The 11,976-nt window shown below is 37.9% G+C and carries 11 protein-coding genes; 8 read left to right on the top strand and 3 right to left on the bottom strand.

The genetic code is table 11. From position 1 onward, the window contains the following. Window positions 1–162 precede the first annotated feature (162 nt). The 5 genes from HJV72_RS18450 (at window position 163) to mobV (ending at window position 5,730) form a co-directional block, all read left to right on the top strand. Window positions 163–1,998: a DNA primase family protein gene (locus HJV72_RS18450; protein ID WP_243765702.1), complete on the top strand. Its 1,836-nt coding sequence runs from the start codon at window positions 163–165 to the stop codon at window positions 1,996–1,998. 249 nt (window positions 1,999–2,247) lie between these two features. Further along, a complete protein-coding gene (locus tag HJV72_RS18445) occupies window positions 2,248–2,826 on the top strand; it encodes a DUF1989 domain-containing protein (protein ID WP_208073259.1) in 579 nt (192 codons plus the stop codon). 31 nt (window positions 2,827–2,857) lie between these two features. Further along, window positions 2,858–3,226 carry a pyridoxamine 5'-phosphate oxidase family protein gene (locus HJV72_RS18440; protein ID WP_208073257.1) on the top strand — a complete coding sequence of 123 codons (369 nt, stop codon included), beginning with the start codon at window positions 2,858–2,860 and terminating at the stop codon, window positions 3,224–3,226. Between the two features lie 247 nt (window positions 3,227–3,473). Next, window positions 3,474–3,944, top strand: a complete 471-nt coding sequence (locus tag HJV72_RS18435) for a DUF4624 family lipoprotein (RefSeq protein WP_208073255.1) — start codon at window positions 3,474–3,476, stop codon at window positions 3,942–3,944. A gap of 454 nt (window positions 3,945–4,398) precedes the next feature. Then, entirely contained in the window at window positions 4,399–5,730 is a 1,332-nt protein-coding gene (gene mobV, locus HJV72_RS18430) for a MobV family relaxase (protein ID WP_208073252.1), read from the top strand. Between the two features lie 22 nt (window positions 5,731–5,752). On the opposite strand, the gene HJV72_RS20395 is transcribed toward mobV, so the two are convergent. Further along, window positions 5,753–5,980: a helix-turn-helix domain-containing protein gene (locus HJV72_RS20395; RefSeq protein WP_334299344.1), complete on the bottom strand. Its 228-nt coding sequence runs from the start codon at window positions 5,978–5,980 to the stop codon at window positions 5,753–5,755. 103 nt (window positions 5,981–6,083) lie between these two features. Further along, window positions 6,084–6,302 carry a helix-turn-helix domain-containing protein gene (locus tag HJV72_RS18420; protein WP_330619043.1) on the bottom strand — a complete coding sequence of 73 codons (219 nt, stop codon included), beginning with the start codon at window positions 6,300–6,302 and terminating at the stop codon, window positions 6,084–6,086. 107 nt (window positions 6,303–6,409) lie between these two features. Here HJV72_RS18420 and HJV72_RS18415 point away from each other — a divergent pair, with 107 nt between their 5' ends. Further along, window positions 6,410–6,796, top strand: a complete 387-nt coding sequence (locus HJV72_RS18415; protein WP_208073250.1) for a hypothetical protein — start codon at window positions 6,410–6,412, stop codon at window positions 6,794–6,796. A 2-nt stretch (window positions 6,797–6,798) separates the two neighbouring features. Next, window positions 6,799–7,026 carry a hypothetical protein gene (locus HJV72_RS18410; RefSeq protein WP_208073248.1) on the top strand — a complete coding sequence of 76 codons (228 nt, stop codon included), beginning with the start codon at window positions 6,799–6,801 and terminating at the stop codon, window positions 7,024–7,026. Between the two features lie 20 nt (window positions 7,027–7,046). Here HJV72_RS18410 and HJV72_RS18405 read toward each other — a convergent pair whose 3' ends face one another. Beyond that, a complete protein-coding gene (locus HJV72_RS18405; RefSeq protein ID WP_243765701.1) occupies window positions 7,047–9,359 on the bottom strand; it encodes a tetratricopeptide repeat protein in 2,313 nt (770 codons plus the stop codon). Between the two features lie 651 nt (window positions 9,360–10,010). On the opposite strand from HJV72_RS18405, the gene HJV72_RS18400 reads away from it, so the two are divergent. After that, window positions 10,011–11,936, top strand: a complete 1,926-nt coding sequence (locus HJV72_RS18400; RefSeq protein WP_208073246.1) for a recombinase family protein — start codon at window positions 10,011–10,013, stop codon at window positions 11,934–11,936. Window positions 11,937–11,976: the final 40 nt, after the last annotated feature.

Raw genomic sequence — 11,976 nt, 5'->3', positions numbered from 1 at the left:
CGGACTTTAAGTGGGAGGACCTAAAAGGCAAGCTTGTGCTCGGCGGACGAAAAGGTGTAAACCATTACATAATGTAAATTTAGAATCTATTGTAATCATATGCAACTGGATAGACAGGCTGACAGCCGCTAAAGCCGCTGTATAAGCCCATTGATAAGCATAATGAACACTGAAAGGCGTTTCCGCAGAGGAGGCGTCTTTCTTTGCGTTAAAGGGGGGATTGATACGAATATAAATTTTTTCAAACAGTATATGGCTACCAAGCCAAGTACGCCGGAACAAAAATATATCTTTTTAGTGGACAATCAGGAGCTGGCTTTCAATATTATTGCATCAGGATATCAAAGTGTTGCACTGCTCACTGATACAGAGGGGTATTTTAGTATAGACACACTACAGGAATATATGACAGACATAGCCTTTCAAGGTACATTCAGAAGTGACTATTGCTATATCCCGGCGTGTTCCACCAAAAAGTCAAATGATTGCCTTGAAAGCTATCTGAAACAAGAATTTCTGTCATTCCGTTCAGGCTGGATGTTGTTTAAGGATAAGGAGTATCTGGAAAAGCTGGAGAACCAAAAAGAATTAAAAGCAATTCTCTCACGCTTCATTACCCGCTTTGAAAGAGATCCGGCAGAACAGCTTGACCTGAATCGTTTTTATAAGTTTAATGAATATGGAAAGAGAATCGGTGTGTTAGATATGGAAATTGTGGACTATCTAATGCAAACGGTTCCCTTTTTTATTTTGGGTAGCACTCCATATATTTATAATCAAGGTGTATATAATGAGGACAGAAATGGTTTGGTACTGAAATCTAAGATACAGGAGCTTCTTTATCGGGACAGTATCAAAAGCACTCTCATTCAGGGCATCTATAACCTTTTAATCAGTCAGCCGGAAGCACAGCGTAAATTCTCAGATTTGAATAATCAGCCCGCCCACTGGGTCAATTTCCAAAACGGATACTTTGATGTGCAAAACTGGGAGATGATTCCCCATGATACAAAATATCTGATGATTAACCAAATTCCATTTACATTTTATCCTGAAAAAGCAAACGATGTAGCAAATAACGGGCAATGTACCCAGAAATACCTTGGTATGTCTTTGCCGGATAAAAAAGACCAGCAGACCTTTTGGCAGTATATGGGATACTGCATGACCACAGATACACGATTCCAGAAATTCCTGATGATTAAAGGAAAAGGCGGAACAGGTAAATCCGTTGCCATTGCATTGATTCAATACATTGTCGGGATAGAAAACTGCTCCAGCATTTCTCTGCAAGACCTCAACAAAAGATTTTATGCTACCGGGTTATTTGGGAAACAGTTAAACGCTTGTGCTGATATTCCTTGTGCTGCCATGCAAAGCGTGGATATTATAAAAAAAGCAGTTGGGGAAGATACGCTTTTGTATGAAAAGAAAGGGCAAGACCCCACACAGTTTCACAGTTATGCAAAGCTACTTTTTTCGGCAAATGAGATGCCGCTAAACCTGGATGATAAGACGAACGCCTACTATCGGCGGCTTCTGGTGCTTGATATGAGCAAGACAATTCCAGAAAAGGAAAAAGACATTCATCTCAAGGAAAGACTAAAGTCAGAATCCAATTATATTATCTATCAGGCAATGACAGCTTTAAAGCAGCTATATATAAATAATTGCTTTGTGGAAAGCAGTCATAGTCAGGAATGCATAGAAGAACTTTACCGTAACGCAGACAGTATAAAAGCTTTTCTGGATGAAAAAACATATGCCAGCGATGGCTCCAAAATCAAGCGTAGTGATATGTATCAGCGTTACACAGAGTATTGCACTGAAAATGATCGTCAGGCACATGGGAAATCAGCTTTCTTCCGTATGATGAAAGAAAAAGGGTACTTTGTCAAAAGAAACAGTCAGGGGTATTACTTTGATAATCTTTCCTTTGTAGATGAGGGATTTTTAGAAGTGGATGAAATGGAGTTAGATACAATTCCCTTTGAGTAAATGAAGTTTAAAGCGAAGTGATATAAAAATATATTGGGATGACAAAATAAGTGATTAAAACATCCACTAAAAGGCCCTAATTAAAGGGAAAATGATAAAAATGACAAAATAATATCAGCTAAGGAAAGATGGGTTCTGAATCCAAATTACTGAAAACTCAAAACATTTTTGTCACTTTATCATGCTTGTAACTTTATTACCCAAGGGATATAATACCTTTATAAATTAGAAGTTGTGGAGGCGAATACAGTGAGTAAAGAGTATGTTATCCCAGCCTGTTCTGGAATGAAAATTGATATTAAGCAAGGTCAAAGTATTACAGTTATTGATATTGAAGGCGGTCAAGTGGTGGATTTTTTTGCCGAAGTGAACGGAAATGTAAAAGAGTTTCTCTCAACCGGAGTGACGATTGACTGTAACGAGTCTCTAAAACTAAATGTTGGCAGTATTATTTATACCAATTTATATCATCCCATGATGAAGGTACTTTCTGACGATGTGGGAGAACACGATTTGCTTCATCCATGCTGCCGACCGGAAATGTATGATTTCTTTTATCATAACGGCGAAGGGCACCCGAACTGCTTTGATAATATCAATAAGGCGCTTGAAGAACAACGCGCCATTATTACACCTGTCAACTTATTCATGCACACGAAAATTAACGCTGATGGCAGTATTTTAGTGGAAGAACCGCTCTCCAAAGCGGGAGATAAAATTACATTGAAAGCTCTGATGGATCTTACATTGGGAGTTGCCGCTTGTAGTGTTTCCGAAAGCAAATGTAATAGTGGAAAATGTTCCCCAATTAAAATTGTTGTTGATTAGAGCAAATTAGAATTGAGAGAGGTAAGCAATAATGAGTAAAGAATATAAATTTATAAAAGATTGTGGTTGCTTTTTTATTGTAACAATGAATGGTGATTTTCCTGCTTGCAGACCATTTGGTGCAATAATGGAAGTCGGAAAAAACTTATATATTTCAACTCACGATGGAAACGAGGTACATAAACAGCTAAGAGCTAATGGAAATATGCAGCTTATTGCAAAAAAAGAAGGAACAAGAGAATGGCTTCGCATTACTGGAATTGCTAAAGAATGCAACGATGTTTCTTTAAAACAGAGATTTATGGAAGAATGCCCCGTATTAGTTAGCCATTATAGTTCGGCTGATTCAGAACACTTTTTGATGTTTAAAATTACTGTTAAAAAAGCAGAGTTTAAATAATCACTTTACCCCGATAAATCCCAGTTTGTAAGAGTGGAAAATTAGAAATTTTGGAGGTAATAGTGCATGAACTGGTATAATGATATGATTGAACAACAAAAATCAAATTTCCAAAAAATAATTGCTGTATGTGGGATTGGTGTGATTTTAATTCTGCTTAATCCTATGGTTTTACATTTCATTTTATAAGTAAGAGATAAATCCCAGTTGTTGGGGCTGGAAAATTTGAGATTGTGGAGGTAAGAATATGTTTCACACAAAAAAAATCATCCTTTTAGTTGTTATGATTAGTGTTGTCGGCCTGACAGCGTGTTCAAAAAACGATGATAATCAATCCAGCAGTGTAGCGAAAGAAAACAGCAAAAAAACAGTTCTTGAAATGGACATGGACGCAGATTACAGTAACACTGATCCGTTTGAGAATGGACTTCTATTCTGTGTGTCCGAGGATATGGATTCTTTAGATGCGGAAATTTTTTTTCAAATGGATGGCGAAAGTGGCATTGTAGAAATAAAGGACAGAAATGCTGATGAGATTTTATGGAGCCAAAAATGCGATGAAAACGTCAGTGATAACACTTTTACAATTACGCTTAAAAATCTGCAAAAAGTTAAAGAGTATGCTGTGCAGTTTACTGGAACTAAAATAAATGATGCAGTTGTAAAAGTATCGTTTGATAGTGATTTGGTTCAGGAAAAAGAAAGACCTTCAAAATAAAATTCTAGTACATAGAAGAATACAAAAACTAAATAGTAATCTATTTTGAGTCGTGAAAAATCACGGCTCTTTTTTTGCGCTCATTTCCCGGACGTTGTCAAAAGGTATCCCATACCTTTTAAACGGCAACTGTTTTTTCAAGCCGTTAGTACCTTGCCAACGCAGCTTTTCTGACACTCGTGAGAGCATCTACCAGCCGAAAGGGAAAAAGCGGACTCACTCCGCTTTTTGCTCTGCAAAAAGCACGTTCGCTCTCCGAGGGCGCTTCTCAAAATCATCCGCTGGATGATTTTTGGCAGCGGGCCTTTTGCTTTCGCTCATGTCTGCTGGCAGCCGAATGAAAAATTTATTTCTCGTTTGCCAGCCAGTTCCCATTGCCGGATTTATCCGACAATGGCAGTTTCATTCGCTAAGTCACTCATTATAAGCCTATATTTTTGAAAGGGGGAATTTCATGGGAATTGCAAAAGAAATATGCAGAATTGAAAAAATAAAATCCGTTGGTGCTTTAGGCGGCGCTTACCAGCACAATTTGCGTTTAAAAAACATCACAAACGCCGATGAAGCAAAAACATCCTTTAACATTGAGTTAGCCGGAAGATTACCGGGGAAATCCTATGTAGACTGTTTTCATGATAAGATAAATTCATCACCCTGGTATGAAAACGGAAATCATAAAATAGCCAAGAATGCTGTATATGCAGTTGAATTTATGCTGACCTTTGGTGGAGAAGCTAATGGGAACATTGACATTGATACCTGGTGTCAGGATAATATGAAATGGCTGTCCTCTCATTTCGGCGGCTCTCAAAATGTACTGTCTGCCATACTGCATTTGGATGAGCGCACCCCTCATATCCATGCCATTATCATTCCGCTGGATGAGAAAGGAAAACTGAATTATACCAAATATTTAGGCGGTTCCAAATATCGCCTGTCAGAGTTACAGGACAGCTATCATACAGAAGTTGGTCAGCTTCACAATCTTGATCGTGGATTAAAAGGGAGTAAAGCACGTCATCAGGATATAGACAATTTCTATTCTATGGTAAATGAGGCGGTTGCTCCAATCACACTTCCAGAACCACAGCAAAAAGCTGGATTATTTAAAAAGGCAGAAACGGCTGTAGAATATCAAGAAAGAATTGTGCCTATCGTTCAACACGCACATTCTATTTCCGTTTCTAAAGATAAGGAAAATGAACTACTCAAAAAGCGAATTGCAAATATTGAACATTTACAGGAGGGTGTTGTTCCTGAAGATGTCTACAATAAAATTTTTTCGGAATTACAGGATACCAAGAAACAACTTGAGGAGCAGAAAAAAGAAACTTTATTTTGCCAAAATTGGGCAATGGAAGCACAAAAAAAGTATGATGATTTAGACAGAACTCTCCCGGAAAAAATCTCCACTGCCATTACAAAAGCCACCGCAGCTCTTCACACTGTTCTGGATAATCAAAAAGCTAACTATCATAAGCTCAAACAGGATTTTGACAGACTGCTGAAAGATTATACTTCACTTCAAACAAAACACCTGGATATTCAGGAAAAATACTCTTCCTTAAAGAAAAAATCAGACCATATCCAGGAGTTAGAATATGACCGGGAATTAATGTACGCTGTTATGGATAACAACGGTGTCTCTCATATCTATGACAAACACAAGCGGAATATAGAGGAGGGATTTATAATGAGTTCCCGTCTGGAGATTGCAAAATACAAAAGCCGTCATCAGCCCCATAGCCAGCACTCCCAAACACCGCACAGAACACAATCCCGATAGAAAAAACGGCTAATCGAAAATCTTACTTCGATTGGCCGTTATTATCCTCTGTGAATTCAACAACATCTGTAATCTCACAGTCAAGCATCCTGCAAATATCATGTAATGTATTCAAAGTAATACTTCTATTCTTCCTCAGTGCATCCAGAGTTCCTGTACTAAATCCATATTCTTTAATCAGCGAATATTGACTGATATCCTTTTTCTTTAGTGTATTCCATAATGGCTCATAACTAATAATGATAATCACTTCCCCATATCAATCTATACTATGTATTATAGGAAAATGCAGTTTTTTATACGTTGCCGAATATTTGGCAATAAAATAATGACCCGGAATATTTCCACAGTCATTATTCTTTCTTTGGCTTTATAATTTCTACTACATCCCATATTTCACAATCAAGCATGATACATATATCTTCCAGAGTGTTCATAGTGATACTATTATTTTTTCTTAAAGTATCTAATGTGCCTGTACTAAACTCATATTCATTTATCAATTCATACTGTGTGATGCCCTTTTTCTCAAGCGTTTTCCAAAATGGTGCATAACTAATAATATCACTCACCTCTTTCCTGTTAATTCATTATAAAAAACATTTAACGGTTGCACATTGCCGAAGATTCGGCTATAATTTTATTGTCAGATATTCGGCTATAGTGAGGAGTGAGTAATTTGAAATCAGATTTATTTGAAAAGGCTGTAAATAAAGAGGAACAATGGTTTCTATCTCTATGTAGTGTGAATGATAAACAGAAATTAATGCGGCAAATTCCTATGACTTTTAGTGATTACCTCCGAATTACCTGCATTACCTGTAATATGGGGTTAATATATTATGAAGTGAAAATCGGTGAACTCTTCCCAGAATTTTATGAAATGAAACAGCAAATGCTGAAACGTCACAAAGCAATTCTAAAAGAGTATCCCGATTATTATAAAGACGAGGGTGTTAGTAACAAAGTTCAGCTATGGCTGACTGAATTTTGCAGCCAAATTCCAGATGAGTATCAGCGAAAAAGGTGTATTGAAAAATTGGGATTGGAATTATGGGAGGAATGAAAATGAAGAATGATATTCAAAGAGCTGAAAGAGCATTAAAGAAACTCTCAAAAAAAGAGGGGATTCCGCTGGAAGAAATTAGAAGAGAAATTCAAATTGCCACAGACGATGCCATGAAAAATGCGGATTCTACCGCACAGGCACTATGGGATGAGATGAATTATAAGGGAGAGAAACCGACCCCAGAAGAAGTCATTGCTTTTCTGGCAACAAAACTTAAAGAAGAATAAAACAAAAAGCCTGATAAGACTCAACTCCTATCAGGCTTTTGTTCTATTGCTTCTTTCGGTATCCGTTTTAAAAAACCATCTTGTAATCCTTTTACCAACAATTTGGTATTTTGAATCAATCGCTCTATCGTCTTGATTTCTGGACTATCAGGATACAAAAATCCCTCCAACATGAATTGCTTTGCCTTTTTTAGATGATCTAAGGAATTTTCCGGCATTTCTTTTTGTTCTATAACCGCTAAGGTATAATAAACTTCCGCCAACATCAGTTTCATGCTATTCATTGGTTTCAATAAACGGATGAGAGAAAACAATATCTTTCGTGATTCTCTCTGCTGCTTCGTGGCCGCCAACATCTGTGCGAAACTTAATTGCTGCACAATCGTATCGTGAGAAAATGGCAAATCATAGAATTTTCTTAATTCCAGTGCGTGATGAACAAACTGTAATGCTTTTTCACTGTCTCCCAACGCCAGATATACCTGACCCAGATTATTATACAGATTGGAAATCAAATCAGCATATACCGGATGTACTGGATTAAGTGTTTCTATTCCATGTTCATAAAACTGGCGGGCCGACTGATAATTGCTTTTCATATATTCTACATACCCGGCATAGCAGTCATATATGCCAATCCACCGCCTATTTTCCTCAAAGCCAGGCAATTTTTGAAGCACTGCCAATATACGCTCTACCGCTTCCATACGCCCGTATTTACAAAGATAAGACATGGTAGTATCCATAAATAAAGCAGCCGAAGTTACATCATCCATACGAATATGCCGATAGATGCTCTCAATCGTATTCAACAATTCATTGTAGTACGGTACATCCAAACCATATAGAACACAGTTTTCAAAGATTCCCTTTAAAATATCCGCACAATTTGATATGGCGGGTTGTGTTTCATAGTTCAAAACCTCTGCTAAAAACGGATGCAAGGCAAGCTGATTTCGCGCTTCATCTTCTTGTATCCAACCATATTCTACTAAATCGTTTGTACAGTTAAAATCATAACTTCCCTGCCAGAAATGAAATAATTCTTTTGAAACTCCCGTCTCCGGCATCAGCGTCATATTTCTTAATATATGAATATCTGCATCAGCCAGTCCCTGTAACTGGAATAATAAACGAATATGCTGATATAACTGCCCTTTTTTTGACGAAAAATCCTTCGTAAGCACCACCTTATTAGGATTGGACAAACATAGCCCTTCCGTTTGCAGTGCTTTCAACAATTCCGCTGGTTTCATACAGGAAACGGCTAATGTTTTTGCCGCCAATTCTACTGTTAAAGTATGGCGATACACTTTTTCAATGATTTCTGTCACATTGCTTTTATCTTCAACCGCTTTTGGAGCATAAGCACAGAATAATGTTTGCAAATCTGCTATCTCCTGTATTTCTTTAACTTCATAACACGGTACTTCTTCTATATGGCTCCTGGTGGTAGCCAAAACCTGAAATTTCATAGATAAAAATTCGTGAAACAAAGGCTCATTTTCTGGTACAGAATTGAAATTATCTAAAATCACCAAACTATTTCCGTCCAGATATTTAAAAAATCTCATATGATTCCGAAAGCGTTCCTCATCCGTCATTTCAAGTGTATCATCTATAAAATCCAATTCCTGAATTGTACGCTTTAGCGTACCTCTGTATCGTAAATAGACCACATGAGTATATTCTTTCTGATACTGCTTTGCATAACACTTTGCCAGCTCAGATTTTCCAATTCCACCTATTCCCTCAAGAAACAGAAAATGTTCTTTCTTGAGCAGGGAACGTATTGCTTCCAGCTCTTTATCTCTTCCGACAAAATGGCGGTTCACAGACGGCAATTTGCAGTCTAAAAGGTAGTCAGATAAGAAAAAGGTATTTCCGGCTGCTTTTTTATTCCTGGAAATAAAGTTTCTGGACATTCCAAACTGAATACAAGATGCCAAAAAAGAATCTGTTTCCTCATAAGTTCCCATAAGAAAGCGCTTTTTCTCTTCGGAAATGCTACTGTCATTCCACAAAAGATGATATATCTGCTCTTTAACATATGCCGGATCAGGCAGTTCATCCAGTATTTTATTCATAGCTTTCTTGAGTGACAAAGTATTAGGGGAAGCCTGATAGAAAAATACAATATCTTTCGGTACGTTTCTCTGTCCATTTAATATCTTACTCACATCAGCATCTTCCGGCATAGAAACACACAAGTCAGTCCGTTCAAAAACAGCCTCAAACAACCTAAAAAAGTAATCAACCTGGGATAGGCCATCCACGCCCCGGTTATCTAAAATTATTTTTGAAACAGAAGAAAAATCCAATCTATCTCTCAACACAAATCATCCTTTTATATTTTTTTGCCAAATCTGTGCCAAGTCGCTGCCATTCAGGAAAACCCTCCGCTTTTATAAAATGAAATCACAGCAAGGCACTCTTGAAAAGTATATCTGATACATTCAATTTTTTCAAGAATCCCTTGCAGCACCTTGAAAATTTCATATGGCATCTTTTAGGTAACACGATAATGATACTCCCGCATAGCCACAGTTCGAGCGTTAGTAGCGTCGCAAGCAATGGGTGCGGCTGGATGAGAACCATGCAGAGGTGAAATTCCTGTGGGCCAAAGCCGCCTGAAAGATATTCTGTATCTGGTATAGCCGCAGACAGGCACTATTTTTACAACATTTCATATATTGATTATAAGGCAAAAAGGATGTGATACACATTGAATAAACCGACTTACTATCTCTGGAAAACTGACTTTCCTACAGAAGAAGAATTTGACCAGACAAAGGAGAAGTACACAAACTTAGGTTTTCGTGTTGTCACATATCTGGATGGGAATAACCAAAAGGACATTCATAGTGGAATCAAAGCGTTGATTCAAAATCATTGGAATCAGGATTGACAGATTGTTATTTTAGATATATTCTATATTTACATTATGCTTATATCTATATTTCACTATGAAAGGATGTGAAGTTATGAATGTTGGATACGTCCGCCTATCGAGAGATGATGACAAACGAAACTATGTTTCTATTGAAAATCAAATGTTAATTATCCGCCAGTATGCGGCTGAACGGAATATCGTGATTGACCGATGGTATGAAGATGACGGTGTTTCTGGATACATTTTTGACCGCCCTGGTTTTAATCAGTTAATGGAAGATTTGGATAAAGACATTGATACGGTTTTTGTCAAAGATTTTTCCCGGTTGGGCAGACATAATGCTAAAGTTCTACTTCTTCTGGATGAATTTCAGGAACGGGGAAAGCAACTGATTGTAATTGATGACGGTTATGATTCCTTAAATTCCGATGATGATACCATTGGTATAAAAACATGGTATAATGAAAGATATGTAAAGGATACCAGCAAGAAAATCAAACGTGCGCTAGGCGCACGGCAGAAAGAGGGAACTTTAATGACACAGCCGCCTTTTGGATATAAACGGAATGAAAAAGATAAAGCAATCATAGAGATTGTTCCCAAAGAGGCCGAATATGTAAAAATGGTCTTTGACCTCTATCTCAAAGGCTCCGGTTATCGGAAAATCGCCACATATCTGACTGAGAATCATGTACCTACGCCCTCTATGGTTCGCCATGAACGGGAACTGGAAGAGGGACGGCATACGAAACGCCAGATTGCTTCTGAATGGTCAGACGGCATGGTAAAGGATATGCTGGACAATGATTTCTATATTGGAATATTCAGACTGCATAAAAGGGAACGGGTTACGATTCATGGCAAAGATAAGCGAGTTCCCAAAGAAAAGCAGAATATCTTTGAAAACCACCACCCACCAATTATTGACCAAATGACTTTTGATCTGGTACAAGAGGTCAAGGCAAAGCGGGTCAGGAATAACTACCGTGGAAGCCGTGGACAATGGGTGGGAAGCGAAATCCCCAATCCTTTTGGTAGTTGTCTGTTCTGTAAGGATTGCGGCAGTCGTTTAACACCGATTGTACGCCAGACTTCCAGCCGTGAAAGAAAATATTACATTTGCAGCACTTATAATACCAAAGGCAGACGTTATTGCTCCAAGGCTCATTTAATCGAAGAGCAAGACCTCATGGAAGATGTTGTAAATTATATCCGGCTATGCAGAGATTCGCTGTCTGAAATGATTGCAACCTATGATATGAAAGATTTTGAATCAGAGAAAAAGTCTGTGGAAGAAAAACGTGCTGATATTCAGCAGATGATTTCAGAACAGAAAAAGCAGTTAAAAACTTTATTTTCACAAAAGGTGAAAGATTTAGCTGTGAGTCCCGAAAATGAAGAGATTATTAATGAAACTTATACTTCTTTACAACAGGACATTCTTGCCGCCATACACGGCCTGGAGCTGCAGCTGGAAGAACTGAATCATACCAAACTGGAAACAGTTGACGTGAGAAAAAAGCTGAAAACTGCTCTTGATGTTGTGGATGACATCATTCAGAAAGGCACGCTTGACCGAAAAGATATAGAAATACTGATTGAGCGTATCCTGGTAGATGAAAACGGCTTGCCGGAGATTGAATTAAAATATGGTCTTTCCGGGTTGATTCAGTATAGTCCCGCCGAAGAATTGAACCGCCGGGAAAATATGATCATCTACACAACGATGAAATTAATTCTTGAAGACAAACGGGGATACACCTCAGCTAAATATCTGTCAGCTAAACTAACGGATGCCGGATATAAGAAATCAAAAAAATCTGTCCTGCCTTATATCGGCTTGATGATTGATATGAGTATACTAGAGCCCAGCGACAATTCATTGAAGCCATATACCATTGTGAAAACATCCGCTGAAATCAAGGAACTTATGGCAAATTTTCCGCAGGGCATACCGTCTGATTCCGTATATGACCAAGATTTACATTTATGTATGGTCAACAGGCGGCATGCCTGAAATGGTATTTGAATATATCCTGCGCCAGAACAATATCGAC

Origin of the sequence: Extibacter sp. GGCC_0201 (assembly GCF_017566055.1) — a bacterium.
GTDB lineage: Bacteria > Bacillota > Clostridia > Lachnospirales > Lachnospiraceae > Extibacter.
Note: the sequence above shows the minus strand (reverse complement) of the source record. Positions and strands in the feature narration are given on the sequence as shown.